General features: G+C 44.5%; 1 protein-coding gene. It reads right to left on the reverse strand.

Annotated features, from left to right (window positions below):
- Positions 1-183 precede the first annotated feature (183 nt).
- Entirely contained in the window at positions 184-19,584 is a 19,401-nt protein-coding gene (locus A9260_RS13035; protein WP_068699635.1) for a retention module-containing protein, read from the reverse strand.
- Positions 19,585-19,660: the final 76 nt, after the last annotated feature.

Here is a 19,660-nt window from a genome sequence, read left to right on the forward strand (position 1 = left end):
GTCACCTCAATGTGAGAAATGGTGAGTAGAAAAGATGCAATAGTCGATACTAAACGGCTGTATTACTCTTAGTGTAATAGCAAAACTGGACGATAAGTGTGACAAATCAAACGATGAGTTAAGTATTGAACGATAACGTTCAATACTTAACTTCATATTAGACTGCCCTATCAACCCTATCTGTTAATTCCCGTCATACTTAAACACTTGGTTTTCAAACATAGTAGTTAATAGATCGCTATCTGGGTCACTATAGCTAAGTTGGCTATTTAATCCTTCGACGACAATTGATTGGCTTTGAGTATCAGAGCTTACTGTTATTTCAACATCATCGGTATTTTCCACCAGCGACGCTGCTAACTCATTGCTACTAGCCAAGTTGTTTAACAAGTCATCTAGCGCTAAGCCTGAGTCTAAATCATCAATCACTGCAATAAGGTCAATGCTATCACCCTCGGTTAAACTAAAGTCGGTAATAAGATCTTGCTGACCGTCATCCAAATCTTCCCAAACGAACAAGTCAGAGCCTTCCCCACCAGTTAATATGTCAGAGCCTAAACCGCCAATTAAAATGTCGTTACCCAAACCACCAATTAACTCATCATCAAAGTCTGAACCTCGTAATGTTGAATCTTCATCAGCATCAATTAAGGTAGTTGCCGCGCTTTGCAGTTCTGCATTCAGATCACTGCCATCGGTAACCACTTCAACAGTGTATTGAATAGCTGCTGACTCCGCCGTAATAGCAGGGTCACTTTCAGTCGATATCGCAACGACATCAAAGGCAACAGATGACGATGGCAAGACATTTGAGTCAGTGACCACAATGACTGCATCGGCAAGGGCTGCCGCATCTAAAACCCAACTACCTGCGCTGCTTCCTGGCGAAACCGTGCCCGCAGTAGATAGAATGGATAACGCATTATCTAAACCACTCACTTCAATGCTCAATGTTTCGCTGGCATCAGACAGCGCCGCCATTAGTCCTAGTAAAGGAATCCCTCTTGAAACTAACGCAGCTTGCGAAATGATAGTATTTAGGCTGCGCTGATTTTCATCACTAATAGTAAGAGTCGGCGTATTGGCAACCGGTGTAATGGTAATCGCGACCGTATCACTGTCTTGTTGATTGCTAGAATCTGCATCATCAAAAATACCATTATCATTGGTGACAATAGTCAGTTCAGCGTTATCAGTGCCTTGTGGGTTGCTGTACAAAATCCCGCTATCTACAGCAGACTCAGCTAAAACGGCATTTACTTGAGTAATTGGCCCTTTTAAGGTGACTGAATCACTACCATTATTATCAATGGTCACCAAACCGTTGCTTGTGATTATCTGTAACGTGCCGATATCAACGGACAGTATGACTTCGATATCAGAATCGGCATAACTGCCAATATAGTCCGCATCAGAGACTTGAATGCCTTCGATTTTAGTTGTGCTTCCTTCATCAACGGTAATACTGCCCGGCAACGTATTCACAGGAGCATCATTTTGCGCCGTTACACTAATATCAAAATCATCATTGCTTACTTTTGCGCCGCCACTGCCAAAGCTTCCTTGATCGTTTACCGTCACATTCACGCTCACGTCACCGGCAAAATCGGCATCGGCTGTGAACAATAAGCCACTGGCAAGTAAGGTGTTAATCTCATCAATTGAGCCAACCAATTCCACTTGCCCATCACTTAAGGTAATCGTGCCAGAAAAGGCATCTTTACTGGCTTGCGCAAAGTCAAAATCACCATTTGCATTGGCTGCAATCGTCAATAGATATTGTGCATCTGGCTCATCACTTTGATCCACATCTGAGATTTGGATATCAGTAATGGTCAGCACATCATCTTCATCAACGACTCTGTCGGTGATACCAGATAACTCAGGAGTGTCATTCACCGCAGTAACAGAGACATCAAAGCTGGTTTGCACTGTATTTGGCTCTCCAACGACGCCAAAGTTACCATTATCATCCACCAGCACTGTGACACTAACTGTACCAATCAGATTTTGTGCAGGCGTAAAGGTAATCCCCGAGCTCAAAAATGCATTAATATCCGATACCGTTCCATCAAGCTGTAATCCTGACGTCGCATCGCCACTCACGGTGACATTAAAGGTTGCTGGATCAAGGTTATAACTAAAGATGCCCTCACCATCTGTTACCGATATTGTTACCGTATAGGGTGCATCAGGCAGTTGAGCGGTATCGACATCGCTAATTTGAATACTGGTGATCTCAAGTGTGTCATCTTCAGCCACTGTTTGTGCATCAATCGGCTCTATTACTGGCTGGTCATTTTCTGCATCTACCGTAATAACAAACGTATCATCATTGGTGTGTAGTTCACCCTCAACACCGATGTTTCCGCCATCATCAACCGCGACAGTGACATTAACGTCACCGTAGAAGTTTTCAACAGGGTTAAAATGAACACCATCGGCTAGCGCTGCATTAATTTGTGCAACGGTTCCGGTAATGGTGATGCTTGCCTCAGGATCGGTACTCGAAAGCGTCACCCCAAACAGCGCTTCAGCATTATCAATAAAGCTAAGCAAACCACTATCCACAGAAATGGTAAAGGTGTAGTCAGTCGATGCATCATCGGCCGTATCGGGGTCAGCAATTGACAAGCCATTGATGATTAATTCATCGTCTTCTACAACAGTTAAATCAGCAATGCCCTCAAAGATAGGTTGATCGTTCACTTCATCAATAGTGAATGTCACCACTTGCTCAGAAATAGCACTGTCATCGGTGTATTCAATGCCGTTGATATCATATTCAACGGACTGAACTTGAATGGTGATTTGCGTAGGATCCCAGTTCAGCGAGTTGTTATTACCGGGGTTAAAGATAAGACTATCAACCACTTGCGCATTAACATCTAACGTCCAACTGCCATCTCCATTATCGGTAAAGAGTGTGCCATCTGCCAAGCTAATAGTGGCACCATCTGGCATATCTAAAACTGTAATGCGCATAATTTCAGGCGCACTTTCTTGGTAGTTAGCACCCGTTCCATCGCCTGATAATGAATAATCTTTATCGACAATCGTGGCATTGATTTTTATTTCAATGTCTTGGTTTTCAATACCTGTTGCAGAATCAACGATATCAGTATCAACCGCATCTGCGACGGGGTTAACCACCAAAGTGAAGGTTGAAGTGTGCTCAACAGGTACACCAAGCAACTTCTCTTGTGTAAAGACAATAATCCCAAGATCAACCGTGCCACTGAACTGCTCAGCCGGTGTAATTTCCAAATCTGCAAATGAAATGGAGGTCGCTGAAGGATTATTCAGCTGGATAGTCCAAAACCCATCACCGTTGTTTTTAGCCACAAAGCCATTTGCATCATCTTCACTGGTCGATTTCACAAGGAAATCATCAGGTACGCCAGATAGTCGAATCGACACAAACTCTTCTGAGCCATCATCATCATTTAACGAAACGGTAAATGGCGTGCCTTGTATTTGGTCGAGGAAGATAGGCGTATCTTCATTACCCGTGATCACTATTTTATTAGAGCGGTCACCCCCTTCGATAACGATGGAGTCGACAACTGGCACCACCTCAAAGGAAATATTGCCACTAAACGGCTTACCTGAATCGGTATCTGAAGGATGATCATAACCATCGGTTTCATCAAAAACCGTCACGTCATTGAGTGTGCCTGAAATAGACAACTCAACAGTATTATCGTCATCGCCGGTTGGGAAGTTCTCTGCGGGCTTAAACTGGACATCCTTTAAAAAGTCTTCAATGGCAGTAGGGTTATTGGCATCATAAGTCAGAGTAAATGAACTGACTTCGTTTCCGTCAGGGTCAATTAATACTCCCTCAGAAGGATCATTCAGCGCGATGGTCACTGTTTGGAAGCTTTCGACTCCTCGCCCTGCCGCAGTATCAAGATCGGTAGACTCAACGCCAATTTGCAAGTGAATGGTGCCGTCTTCGTAGGCGATATCATCTTGATATACTGGTGTGCCACTGGCATCAACAGGTAATAAATCAGCGCCTAAACCACTGGTACCTTTGACGACAACAGACACAACTTGTGAATCTTCAACAACTGGAGAAACCGCCACTGGAAGCGTCAGATCTTGGTATTCTTCATCTCCCGATAATGTATCCGTGGTTACCACGGTAAATTTTAAGTTCATGTCGCCGGCAAAATCTTGCGGCGGAATTAACAGTAAATTCTCTAAGCCAATGACATTCCCATCAACATCAATGCCACCTTTAAATACATACTCTGCGGTGGTGTAGTCATATTCCGCCCCTTGAATAACAAAGCCTTCAAGGTCAGATTGAGCAAACACCAAAGTCAAAATATCAGCCACATCATCTCTATCTGCGGTCGTTACCAACAAACCTTTATCGAGAATCTGCTGACCTAGCGCGATGCTACTGTCTTCAGTGCCTAAGATGATGTCATCAGGATTAGTGCTTTCCTCAACTACGGCTGCAATCGAATCATTAACCACTACATCTTCAGGGAATCGCAACGTCACGTCTGTTTCTTTTAAAACACGCGCGCTTCCTTCGCCTTCTTCACCTTTATCATAAACAAGCGCAACAAACGTGATGGTAATATCCGAGAACGCATCGTCACCATCACCGGCTATTTTCAGGCCACTTGGCGCGACAATGGTAAAATCTTCCTCGTTGGTTACGACCCATTTGCCATCACCGTTATTCACCGCGCCAATAATCACTAATTGATCGAGAATATCTTGATCAACAGTGCCAAAATCAACCACCAGCTCTTCAACAATCTCATCGGGATTATCGTCAATTTCTTGCTGCTCTTCGGCAGTCAAAATAGCATCAGGATCATTAAGTAATTTATCTAATGCATCTTGTTCGGTTTGGGTAATATCTGAGTCTTCAAAATTGACACTGTACGCATCATCTTTCACTTCATTTAAAGTGAAGTTAATCATACCGTTACTATCGGCAATAATCGGGTTATCAATCCCCCCAATCTCATCATTGCTTAAATCCGTGACAAACAGATTGGCATCATTTTCAACGATAGGGTTCACCACCACATCAACGGTGCCATGAATGATGGCCGTGGCGGTATCTTGGTATTCAGCTTCGCCTTGAGTAAACTCGTAATCCTCTTCGGTGACTTCAACGGTGACACTTAACTGGAAATCACTACTGTCATCAGCAGGTGGTTTAACTTCAACAATGCCTGCGCCACTTAATAGCTCTCTTAGGCCATTACTTTCTGAAATGGTGATATTGCCATCAGAATCTACAGATAAGGTTGTACCGTTTACTCTTATCTCTGATCCTTCAGGGAATCCAGTAATAACCACAAGATTAATCACTTCATCACTATCAGAGAAATCATCACCAGCCGGTCGCCAGTCGATTTCGATAAAGCTATCTTCATCACCTGATGAAGTACGTTGATAGCCATCCTTCGCATCAATCACCGGCTGTACTTTTATGATGATGTTACCTTCAGTAATGCTGCTATCACCATCGCTTTCTGTGACTACTATGGTGGCTTTTAGATCAATATTGCCCGTAAAGGATTCAATTGGTCGTAAGATAACACCAGTATCAACCCCCGCTTCCGTTAAGTTAGCTTGGTAGATAGGGCCACCCGCATCATCGTAACCTACAAACACAAGGTCAATTTCTTGGTTTTCACTATCTAAAACCAATACACCATCAGGGATATTAGAAATCAAAACCGTCACCGATTCCGAGTCATCGAGCGGCGTATCCGTTAACTCACCGCTCAGCACCTTAAAGTTCAGTGGGATATCTGTGTTTTCATCAATAAGAGTTTCTACGCCAGAGGCTTGCCCCTGATCATTTAAGATAGGATGCCAAGTATCCCCTATTCCATCAATGCTAATGTAAGGGAAATCGGCCACACCTTTAAGATCGACATAGATTTCTCTATCAGCCAACACTCGGTCATCGGTCACTGTTTTTATGGTGCCCACACCGGTTGTCTCATCCACATTTTCTAGCTGCTCTATGGTGTCTCGTATAATGCCCGTTACGGTTAGGCTAAAGTCCACGTTGCTGTTGGTGTACGGAACCAGTTCAACTTGAGATAACATGTCATACGCAATTTCATACACCCCCGCAGAGACTTCAATGATTGGGTTGCTGTCTGGGTCACCCAACCAATTCAAGGTGGCAGTATTGCCATTGCTGTCTTCAAGGCCGGTAATGTGTACATGTAAAGATTCTGACCCGTCAGCATCAATGACGTCATTCATGCGAATGTGTTGATCTAATGTCACCGTCGTATCTTCTTCAAGAGTAATACGTGCAACGACAAGCGCACCTTCATCGGCGATAGGGTTGACATTAATGGTAAAGAAACGCTCATCAGAACGCGCTTCTATAAGCTGTGCTTTGCTGTCTGATTCGGTGGTAATCGCCACCACTTTAAGTTGAATGGTCCCGCTCCAATCGTCAGCAGGATTCACCGTCACTTTACCGATATCATCCGCTGAGATGATATACAGACCACTAGCATCGGGGCTTTGCACCACCCCATCAATTAATAACTCTTGACCAAAGTCAGCTTCAAAGCTCACTTCATAGGTTAGAGTTTCTGAGCTGTCTTGATCTTGTGTTTGTGCCAAAATTTGCAAGATAGCATCGTCACCATCTTCATCAACAGTGACCTCAAAATTACCGCTAGAAGGCTCCCAAGTTGCTGTATCGGCAATGGCAGTCACTTCAACAGACAGTGTCCCATCAAGAGTTTCACTCACTGCGCTGTCACGATAAACCTCGATAGTAAAATCATAGGTATAATCAGTTCCTTCTGAGCCTTGATGACGCGCAGGCACAAAGAATAAATTATCCACACTCCAGTTTTCATTGTCAGAGCTTGAGCTCACTAGCAGATCTTGACTCAGTACCACTGAGCCATCAACAATGGTTAATGCAATATAATCGGCGCCATCAAAGTAATAAAAATCACCTTCAGTCGCATCCACACCTTTAATAGTGATCGCACCAAGTGCTTCATCGTTATCAAAGTCACCAGTATCAACACTGATCTCAACTTGGATTGGTTTATCACCCGCTGGCAGGTTGTCTTGCGCATTGCTGTCACCGGTGGTGATACTGCGCCCAGCATCTTCATAGCCACTGGCCTTGGATGTGGTAATTTGAGAGCTAATATCATCCACTTCAATACTGATTGGATTGGTACTAGTATCGCCGTCACTGTCAGTTGCGGTCACAAGTACATCAATACTGGCCGAGTCGCCATTTTCCTTCACATCATCGGCTGGGGTGAAGCGAATTCGTCCATCAGGATGCACCTCTAATACGCCCATGAGCAATGTGCTATCGGCAGGATTTGCCGGGTCACTGCCATCGCTGTATAGATTAAATGACTGGAATCCGCCGTTGCTATCAAGGGTTAAAGTGGTGCTGCCAATTTGAATTTGCGTAAGCGCGCCGTCATCTGCGCCCTCAGTGGTTAAGCCGCTTTGCTTTAACACATTCACTGTGGCGCTCTCATCGCCTTCGGTTAAGGAAATGGATTTCTCGATAACTTCAGGAACATCATCAACCACGCTAACCAGTACATCTTTGGTTGCTGAATTATCCCCGTCCATGTCTTGTGCGTACACAGGCACACTGATCGTCAGAGTATCGGCAGAGGTGATGTCAGTATTTAATCCGGCAATCGGGTGATCAATGGCGCGGATAATTTCAAAATCAAATTGACCAAAATCACTGCTGGTTTGGTCGTTATTAATTTGGATCGACAATACATTAAGCTCTTCACCGTTAACATTCGCCACCCCCATATAGCCGCCAGTGACACTGATAAAGGTCACTGCGACACCTTGGTAAGTAAGCGCGAAAGCTTGAGTTTGTCCACCCGCATCAACATAGCTCACCGTGATATTGGCACTGTCCACAAAGAAGGCTTCAATATCATCGGAGCCTTTGATTACCGTAACCGCTGAACTGCCCACTTCCAACGTGCCATCTGGCGTATTGCCCCCTTGGATTGGCGGCGTTCCCGCATCACCTTGGTCGATATTACCCTCATTAAGGGTTAACGCTGGCGCGGTATCAATTTGTGGATCATCACCATCGGCAATCTCGATATTAATGTTAGCTGAAGTGACATCGCCATCACTGTCGATGGCATCAACCACTACAGTTAAATCATTGATATCTAAACTCGCATTGTCTTGCTCTAAAGGCTGGCGTAAATCAATGCTGTAACTGCCATCAAGATTCACTGTGGCAATCAATACCACATCAGAACTATCTCCGGTGACATGCACCGTCAGCGTTGTGCCATCGGCGCTTAGTAGTAATTCAACACTTTGATTATTGCTAACCAAACCAGTCCAAGCGCTGTCACTCAACACACTTGAATTAAATTTCACACTGGCAACGGCATCAATGCCTTTAACCAAATCAATAGCGCCAGTCAGTGGATCGGCGTCCACATCCACAATGACATTCTCATCAATGGTTTCATCCTGATCAGTCGTGTCAGGATCCGTGCCGTCACTGATCACCAAACTAATTTCTTTAGTGACTACATCATTATCGGTATCCGTTGCTTCAACGGTTACTCCAAGGCGATTAGTATCATCAGAGGCAATTTGATCAAGTGGCAGTAGCTGCTCAAAGCTGTAGTGACCATCAATATCGATACGTCCAACAAGCACAACATCTTCGTCATCATTATCGGTAACTAAAGAGAGTGTTTGGCCATCATCGCTGATCACTACTTTGGTTTGTATGCCATTGGAGGTAAGCGCATCCCAAGCATCTTGTTGAGAGGCTGTTAATGACAACTCAACAGAAGCTATCGCATCTGCGCCTGCCGTTAAGCCAACATCACCCGTAATAGGGAAATCGACCGCGCCAATAATATTGTCTTCATTCCATGCAAGCTCAATGGTTTCATCGGTAAAGGTGCTGTCTTGACCATCATTAATGCGTACTTGGGCATTGGCCTGAGTAATATCACCATCGGTGTCTTCAATCTGCACACGAAGAGAAAGATTCAGACGATCATTGCTTGCGGTTTGATCAATGGCTTGCAGTTGGTCTACGGTGAAAGTGCCGTCAAAGTTACCATCACTGTCACTGTTTAAGCGAATCGTTAATACACCGCTATCTGGCGCACTCAGCAATGAAACGGTAATTAAAGTGCCATTTTCTGTCACGGTAAACGAGGTCGCCTCACCATTACTGGTGATAGCGTTAAGAGTATTAGTTTGTCCATTGCTGAGATTAAAGCCAAAGCTTGCTATCGCATCACTGCCTTGGGTTAAGCTCATGTCCCCTGTAATAGGTAGGCTGACAGTGCCAATATCATCGTCACTTAAAATAACGCGGTTATTAGTCAAGCTAATATCGGTACCATCTTCAATGGTGATCTCGATGGTGCTACGGGTTTCATCCAAGTCACCATCAATGGCCAAAGTGCCAACAGCAAGCTCGGTTAAATCCGCTGCGCCTTGGTCAAGAGATTCAAATTGCTCAACTTGATAATTGCCATCAATATCCATGCTAATCGATAGCACCACGGTGCCATCGGCAAGTTGCAGTTCAAGGGAGCGTTCAGATTCCACCAAAGAGGTGTCTTGTCCATTGCTGGTTATTGCTTCCCATAGCGTGCGCTGCGCATCACTTAATTCAAAATCAAGACTGGCCAAATCATCAGGGCTTAAAGTCAGCCCAATATCGCCAGAAATAGGTTGGGTAGCACTGCCTATGTCATCTTCATTCCAGCTTTCACTTTGATTGCTGGTCACAATGTTAGTGCCATCGTCAATGGTCACGGTAATGCTTGAATCGGTGATATCACCATCGGTGTCAGTAAAGACCACTGCGGCGCTTAATGAACTTTGATCACTGCCGCTGTTGTCCTGATCCACCGCAATAAACTGTTCAAGCTTAAAACTGCCATCGGTATTTAAGGTCAATTGCAAAGCAATCAGGCCGCCCGCGCGCACAATTAAGGTTTGATCGCTTTGTTCAAATACAGTGGACTGTCCGTTCACAGTAATAGCCTGCCACGCTGCGAGTTGCTCAGTGCTAAGATCAATCACCGCAGAGGCTATCGCATCACTACCTTGGTAATTTAAATCACCTTCAAACTCGTAACCGGCTTGACCAATCTCATCTTCACTCCACGATACATCCGCAGGATCGGTACTAATAATCGCGCCATCGGTAATGGTTAAATCAATGGATGAAGGCGGTCTATTGGTGACAGAATCAATATTGTCATCGCCATCAGTATCTTCCACCACCACGTCAAAGATAAGGTTAGTTTTTCCCGTACCATCCTGATCCAATGGCAATTTTTGCTCTATTGAATACGATCCATCATCCGCTAATGTGACCACTAAAACGTCGTTACCAGACTGGCTCACAACTATGGTTGAGTCAGTCACAGTGACATCTGTGGCTAGATTATTACTGGTTAAATTTTCTAGTGCCGTTAGCTGATCGGCGGTTAATTCAAAGCGAACACTGGCAATGTCATCACTGCCTATCACTAGGCCCAAATCTGAGTAGATAGGGAATAGAGTGCTTAAGTCATCTTCACTCCATGATTGGGTGTCACTGCTAATAACCGGGTCATCACCATCAGAGATGGTCAAGGCAATATTGGCCTCAATAGGACCGTTCAAATCATCGCTGTCTTCCACCAAAACAGGGATATCTAATAGCAGTTTTTCTAAGGTTTCATGATCCAGTGCTTGGTATTGAGTAACGCGGTAGTTACCCTCAAGATCAAGAATTTCAACCTCTAACACCTTGTTGGTTGGGTCATCACCAATGTACACCGTCAGTAAAGTCAGACCGGATAAACCGTTATCTGGACTGGTCGATAGCAATATATTGGTCTCAAGATCGTTGCTGACTAATCCTGTCCACGCCGCGTCCGATTCAATGGCGTCATCAAAGGTGACAGAGACAATTTCATCAGTACCTTCAATGATGACAAAGCTTTCATAGAAGCTTTGTTCACCAGAAATTTCCACAATATCGATAGCGCCATCCATTACCACCGGATCAGCACCATCAAAAATGTTGAGCTTAAGTGTGCCCGAATCCACATCAAGATCGGTATCGGTAATCACCACTTCAAGCTCAAGCTGTAGCGGTCCATCGATAGGCTGATCAACTGCATCACTTTCGGTAATGACATAACCGCCATCACTGTCAATGCTGACCACTAACACCACTTGAGATGCATCACCGGCTTTATGAACGGTAATTTTACCGTCCTCGATGATCAAGTCAGTCTGCTGACCATCACTGATAATGGAATGCCAAGGTGAATCGGCTGCCAGCGGTGCAAATTCAACACTCTTAATATCATCAATGCCTTTATTCACCGTCATGGTGCCAGTAAATGATGTACCGTCAGTCACCTCAACAAAGTTAATGGTTGAGTCCAATATTTGCGGGTCAACGCCATCGGTTATTTTAAGAATAATATCGGCACTGGAGCTATCGCCATCGTAGTCAGTGGCGATAACGCTAGCGGTTAAATCATTGACGTTGCTCACAACGTCCTGATCTAAAGGCAGATACTGCTTCACACTAAAGGTTCCATCACTGGCTAAAACCATTTCCAGTACGACAGCATCGGGATCACTGTCTAAGGTGACCGATAAGGTATTACCCACAATGCTAACAGAGGTCGATTCACCGTTACTGGTGAGATTGACCCACGCATCACTGGTAATTGACGTCGCATCAAAGGTATAGGTTTCAATAGAATCACTGGCTGGAGTAAAGGCAATGCTTTGATCGGTGATTTCAAGAGGTAGTCCCTCCTCTTTAAAGTTCACATTGACATCAGTGCCGCTAGGATCGCCCGCATCATTAATCTTAATATTAATGTTGGCACTGCCCGAGTCTCCATCAGAGTCTTTAGCCAGTACTGGTAAAGTCAAATCAGTCAGGTTGGTTAATTCATCTTGCTCAATAGGCTTAAATTGAGTCAACACATAGCTACCATCATCATTGATGGTCACTTCTAACACTTTTTCATCACTTGAATTAGTGACTGTGATGGTTTTATTGCCATTAGACAAGCTAACAGAGGTTGGATTGCCTTCACTGGTTAGGGCATCCCAAATTGCATCTGGCAGTTTAGCGGAATCAAAGCTCAAGCTTTGTATATCTTCACTACCTGCCACAAAATCAATCTTGCCATTAACCGATTGCTCGCCGGCAATCTCATCAAGTACCACGTCACTGTCAGTACCACTTGGATCATCACCATCTGTGATGTTGACTGTGATGGTCGCTGAAGTCACATCAAAATCGCTATCGGTTACCGCAACATCAATCGAAAGCTTGCTGAGGTTAAGCACGTCTTGATCTAAAGGTTCACGTAAATCGATGCTATAACTGCCATCTAAATTAACAATGACCGTCATCACAACCGTACCATCAAGCAGCGAGACCGTCAGAGTATCATTCACACCCGTTTGAGTGGTGGAAGACAATGCCGCCGTGGTTTCTAAGCCATTACTGGTTAGCGTCTGCCAAGGGCTTTCCATCGCTACGACCGAATCATCAATCTCAAGCGTAGTCACCAAGTCAATGCCCGCATCTAAGGATAAATCACCAACAAAAGGTTGCTTCGTGACATCGCCAATATCGTTTTCAAACAGATCGGCCGTATCATCGAGGATGATAGGATCGGTGCCATCAATGATGGTAAAGGACAGCGGTGATTTGCTAATGTCACCATCAGTATCGGTGACGATAATGCCAACACCCAACACCGTTTTATCGGGATTAAGCGCATCGTTGTTATCCTGATCAATGGCGGCTAACTGATTGATGGTATAAGTACCATCTGTGCTCACCACAAGCTCAAGAACTGTTGCTCCGCTGGCGGCTACCACCGTAATGCCACTATCGGTAATGGTTAATGAGGTTACCTCACCATTGCTGGTAATCGCATTCCAAGCGGTAAGTTGTTCAGGGCTAAACTCAATCGCAACCTCGGAAATGGCGTCACTTCCTTGGTAATTTATCGCGCCCGTCACCGGCAACACTAAAGTGTCACCAATGCTATCTTCACTCCATTGCTTTGAGTCTGGCGCGATGGAAAATTCATCACCATCGTTAATGGTAATATCAATCACCGTTGATACTAAATCTAAATCACTATCGGTGACCGCAACCCCAACTTGCAGGGTATTCACATCGGCAACTTGGTCGAGAGCACTGAGCTGAGTTAATGTGTAAGAGCCTGAAATATCGATGGTTAATGTCAGAACTGGCGTACCATCGGCCAACTGGACTGTCAGGCCAGTGCTGGTCACAATCAGTTGCGTATCTTGTCCATTACTGGTCAGTGATTCCCACTTGGCTTGTTGTGCATCTGAAAGAGTAAATTCAACCGATGCAATGGCATCACTGCCCTTAACAAGATTAATCGAGCCGCTATCAGTGGCTGTACTATCGGCGACATCATCTTCATCTAAGCTTATTGAGCTTGCTGACAGTTGCGCATTATCACCATCGGTTATCTTAATGCTGATATTCGCGGTAGCAGAGTCTTGGTCATAATCAGTAGCGATCACTGGCACTAACAGATCGCTAATATCGTCAATCGTGAGCTGATCTAATGCGGCATTTTGCACCAAGGTATAACTGCCATCATCGGCAAGCGTTAATACCAGTACTTCCACGCCAGTTGTGCTAGATAAGGTGAGTATTTTTCCAGTGGCATCTAACGAAATATCGGTTGCTTGACCATTACTGGTCAATGCATTCCATGTTGCATCAGATTCAACAGCAGAATCGATCACCATGCTTTCAACACTATCACTGCCTGGAGTAAAGACTATCGTTCCGGTATTGGTTTGCCCGGCCTCACCCTCTTCGGTATAGCTAATGGTGCTCGTGGCACCAATTGGCGCAACATTATCGCTAATATTAATGGTGATATTGGCGCTAACACTGTCACCATCTGAATCACTGGCAATCACTGGCAAAATAAGTTTGGCTAGGTCAGTGCTAGGATCGTGCTCAATTGGCTGTGATTGAGTGACCACATAATTACCGTCGTTATCAATGGTAACCATTAACACTTCTTTACCAGAAAGTGATGTGACGACTAAGGTTTTACTATCACTTAACGCAACTTTTACACCTTCACCATTGGTTTGTAGCGAGCTCCAGTTCGCGTCTAAAAGAACATTGGCATCAAAGGAGATATCGGCAATATCTTCACTTCCTGCGGTAAACACAATCTGCTCACTGCCAGTCACTACACCGGTGGTCTCTTGCAGATTAATAATACTGTCTACACCTGTTGGATCGGCACCATCATTAATCGTAATTTCGATATTGGCAGTATCAATATCACCATCGGCATCATTGGCAGAGATAGGCACGATGAGATCCAATGAATTGCCACTTAATTGATCCAAAGGTTGCAACTGCTCAATGGTGTAGGTGCCATCAAGGTTGACGATGATCTTTAATACGGGACTATCATTATCTGAGCGACTGACCAACAAGGTATCGTTAATGCTGCTCCCATTACCAACTTGATTGGTCGATGACAGCGCAAGCGTTACGCTCTCACCATTACTGGTCAAAGAGGTCCAATCTAAGTCACTCAGTACTGTGCTATCAATAGCGATAGCTTCGACTAAATCTGTGCCTGCAACTAGGTTTAAACTGCCTTGTTGAGGTTGGAAGTTCACATCACCAATTTGGTCTTCATCAAGGGTAGAACTGGCATCAGAGATCACCAGATCTTTGCCGTCCGTAATCGGAATTAAAATAGTGGTTGAAGTGACATCATTATCGGTATCAGTCGCATCAACTTGCAAGGTTAACTCATTGAGATTGCTATCAATATCTTGCTCTAGTGGTAACAACTGTTCAATGCTGTATGAACCATCAAAATTAATCGTGGCAGTCAGCACTATCGCACTTTCATCCCCTTGCAAATGCACAATCACGGTTGTGCCGTCATCACTGAGTTTAACCTCTGTTTGTTGATTGTCACTTTGCAATGCAAGCCAAGCATCATCGGTTTCAACGCTGGCATTAAATACCACACTAGCAAAGGCATCAATGCCATCGGTTAAGCCAATGTTGCCTGTTTCTGGCGTTTGGGTTGGATTAGTAATCTCATTTTCATCAAGGGCTGTGCTGACCTCTGTTGATGAGGCAGGATCGAGTCCGTCATTAATCACCACATCAATCACTGACGTATCAAAGTCTTGATCGGCATCGGTTGCCGTCACCGAAATAGAAAGCAGATTTTGATTGCTGGCAGTCGGCTGATCGATAGGCAGATATTGGGTAATGGAGTACAGCCCGTCTAAACCAATCTCAAGTTTTAGCACTTGAGTATCATCATCAAGGGTTAAGATGAGTGAACCTAGCGAGGTGGTTAAAGTGGTCTCCATTCCATTGCTGGTGAGGCCTTGCCATGCTAACAACTCTTCTGCGGTTAAGGTGACATCCAATGACTCAATAACATCACTACCGACCACCAGCCCAACATTGCCAGTGACCGTAACAGGGCTCACAGTATCGTTATCAAACAGCTCGACACTGCTATCTACAATCACTGGGTCTGCCCCATCGTTAATCTGGATGGTGATATTAGTGGTTACAGGATCGTCATCAGTGTCTGTCACAATCACCGGCAGCGTTAATACCATCGAGTCATTGCCATTGTGCTCTAATGCCTGATATTGAGTGACAGTGTAACTACCATCTGGATTAATAACCGCTTCAAGAACCACATCCGTTGGGTTTCCGCTAACGCTCACCAGCAAGCTATTATCTGTCACAACAACCTGCAGAGCTTGGTTATTGCTCAGTAAACCCGTCCAATCCGTATCACTTTCAACAGTGGCTTTATCAAACACCACGCTAAACACATCATCACTGCCTTGCTGGACATTAATAGTGCCACTAACGGCAACCTCTTGCCCTGTTTCGCTGATAACTGGCGCAGTGCTTGCTTCAATTGTCGCATTGTCACCATCGGTGATTTGTATACCAATATTGGCAATTTGCGGCTCAGTATTGAGTGCATCGGTATCAAAGACATCCACACGCAAATTTAGTAACAGTGTTTCTAATACGCTGTGATCCAGAGCTTGGAACTGAGTGACTCTAAAGTTGCCTGCAAGATCTTCCAGTTCAACTTCTAAAACTTTATTACTGGTATCTCCAGTGACATACAAGGTTAGCAATGTGCCATCGTCACTAAGCTCATAACTCAGCGGTTGATCGTTGCTGATTAAACCACTCCAAATCGGATCGTTATTCAGCGCCTCTTCATTGAATACAACTTCACTAATTGGGTCATCAGTGACCACAATCAAAAATTGATCATAGAAGTTCTGCTGTGTCGCTTTTTCAGTAAATTCAACGCTCTTATCACTGACGATTGGTGGATCGCCATCAACAATGGTTAAGCTAATCGTCGCTGTCGCCACATCTTGATCAGAATCGGTCACCAATACCGGGATATCTAATAGAATTTGATCAGTATCGGGATCTTGGTCGATTGGCTTTGACTGGGTTACGGTGTAGTTGCCATTAATATCAATACTGACACTCAGCACATCCACTTGAGCGTTGCCATTATCCGCATCAAGGTAGTACACCGTGAGTGTATTACCGTCCACTTTTAATTCAGTGGCAATATCACCACTGGTGATACCTTGCCAATTTGGATCGTTAACCAGTTCAGGATCAATGACCACAGAATCAATAGAATCGGCGCCTTTAGTGATCACCACCTGAGCGGATACCGTGCGCACCGTATCGCCAAATTCAACATATTGAATACTGCTATCAGCAGCCGTTGGATCGAGACCATCGCTGATATTAATCGTGATCACATTCGAGGCGGTATCGCCATCAAAATCGGTTGCAAGCACATTAATTGGCAATACTAATAGATTATCAGAACTGTCCCCCATTGCTGGGTGCTCTAAAGCCGCATTTTGTATAATGCTATAGCTACCATCGGTGTTAATCGTCACGATTAACACCTCTTGCGTAGCGGTTGAGACCGTTAATACGCTGCCATCGCTAGACAACGTTACCGTAGTGTCTTCACCATTGGATTTTAAATCTGCCCAAATAGGCGCAACAATACTGGATGGTAAAAACTGCACGCTTTCGATCGCATCACTGAACACCGTAAAATCAATTTGCCCAGAGTTTGCTTGTCCAATAGCGCCCGTTTCTTGATAACTCACCTCACTTGGGGCGCCCGATGGGCTGATATTATCTCGCACTGTAATAGTGATATCTTGCGTAACGGAATCACCGTCAGTATCGGTTGCCGTGGTAGGAATAACTAAATTAAGTACATCACTGTCTTGTTCAATAGCGCGGTACTGAGTCAGGGTGTAGTTTCCATCATTATCGATAGTCGCCAGCAATACAGGCTCACCGCCGAGGGTGTTCACTTGGATGGTTTTACCGTCAATCACGCTGACCGTAGTTTGCTCACCATTACTGACAATGCCTTGCCACGTAGAGTCGGCTTCAACACTTGCTTCAAAAGAGACATCAGCAATTTTGTCACTGCCTTGAGTAAAAACAATCTCACGAGACGTCGTATATTCACCCACTATCTCAGTATAATCGAGCAGACTGTCTTGCCCCGTAGGGTCGCTACCATCTTCAATTTCAATGCTAATGATTTCTTGTTTAAAATCACCGTCGGTATCGACCGCTACAATAGGCAGATCGAGTGCCGTCAGATTAGCACTATCTTGATCTAATGCTTGCTTGAGGAAGACTTGATAAGTGCCATCAACATTGACCACCACTTGCATCACAATGCTGCTCGGATCGCTTTGCAAATACACCACTATCGTATCTTGAACTCGCTCTCCAACACCGTTTAGTTGAACGCTAGAATCTTCAAGTCTAAGGCCTGTCGCTTCACCGTTAGAGGTTAATGAATTCCAAACACTGTCTTGCAGAATCGATGGCGCAATAATAATCGACTCGACATTATCACTTCCTTGTACCAGACCAATATCACCAGTCGAAGAAGGCGACGTTAAGTCGATATCGTCTTCTGAAATTCTTGGCGCAATCACACTATTAATACTCAGATCGTCACCATCGGTCAGACCTAAGGTTAAAAATCCCTGAGTAGTATCACCATCGTTATCGGTTACCGTGACAGGCAGGGCAACGCTTAAAGTCTCAAGTGAGTTCTGCTCTATCGCTTGAAAAGCTTCTAATGTATAACCGCCATCGCGATTCAGGGTAATTTCAAATACTTTGCTCGAAGGGTCATGGCTTAACACTATGCTTAATACAGTGCCGTCATCGCTAAGCTGCGCAAGGGTTGCTGAGTTATTGGATAATAAACCGTCAAATAGAGACAACGAATCTTGATCAAATACAACGCTATCCAGACCATCACTGCCAAGTTGATATAACTCACCACTTAACGCATTAGTACTCACACCATTTGATTCAACTTCATCACTGACAATACTCTCAACTTCAGCATTATCACCATCGGCCACCACCACACTAAATTGAACAGGGTCGATTAGCTCAAAGCCGCTGATATCTTGACCTGTGATTGCAAAATTAATCATCAGTTGATCATCAACGATTGAGACGTATTGGCCACCAGCATCGATATGATCAATGGGTTGCGAAACCAATGTGGTCACGGTCAACTCAATGCCTCGGTCAAGCACTGTTTGCTCAATGGTAATAGAGAGTACCTCTTCACCATTGAGTGTCCCGATCAGTGCATTTAATGATTCATCATAAACAAAACTAACCGCATCACCTCCCGAGGTGATATTGGCATTGAGCTCAGCAAGAACTAAATCCACATCCACCGGCGAAACAGTAAAACTATCCGCATCTAGGGCAAAAGTTGCTTGCTCAATAATCACCGTGCCGCTGCTAGATTGAGGATAAGAGGAACCAGTATTTGCTGTGCTCTGAGTGTTAGATGAAGAGTTAAGAGAGCCTTCAGTCAAGTTTAAGGCTATTTCGCCGCCGCCACTGGCAAAGTTAATGGTCAAGCCATCGTCTTCTATTACAGCTGCATCAATAAGTAATCCATCGGTTTCAAAAGCAGTTTCAGGGCGGATTTCGGCGTGCGTCATATCAACGGTAACAAAGCCACCATTTGCTGATGTTTGAGCATCAACATTATGTCCTGCAACCATTTCATCCAATAAATCTGAAGGGTTTTCACCACGAGCTATGGCATCTTGGAATTGTGCAATATCCTGCTCGTTGTATTGCGCGGGGTGGTCACTTAACTGTAAAGATCGGTCAAGATTTGAAGAAATAAGCTGAGGTGCTTTATCTGCACTGGTACTAGCAAGACATACCGCACAAACTTGGTCGAAAATTTCCGCCTTAGAGCCGTATTGCACCATGACCTTAGCATCGTCACCGATAAGCAATACATCCCCTTTATGTAGGGTGTCGCCTTTTTGCAGTTCTTTAGCAGGGTTTGATGCATTAATTACAACAGATTTACCTTGAGCTGCAACAACAGATACATCAGTGATCAATACTTGCTCTTTCATAACTACATCCTTGTTTTCTGTCTCGACAATCCTTAATCAAAACAGTACATCCACAATACAACTGTGTATTCAACAC

The organism is Vibrio sp. UCD-FRSSP16_30, assembly GCF_001676025.1.
Classification (GTDB): domain Bacteria; phylum Pseudomonadota; class Gammaproteobacteria; order Enterobacterales; family Vibrionaceae; genus Vibrio.

Bases quoted from the DNA above. Each gene is read 5' to 3' on its own strand.
- A9260_RS13035 (WP_068699635.1), bottom strand. From the start codon at position 19,584: ATGAAAGAGCAAGTATTGATCACTGATGTATCTGTTGTTGCAGCTCAA.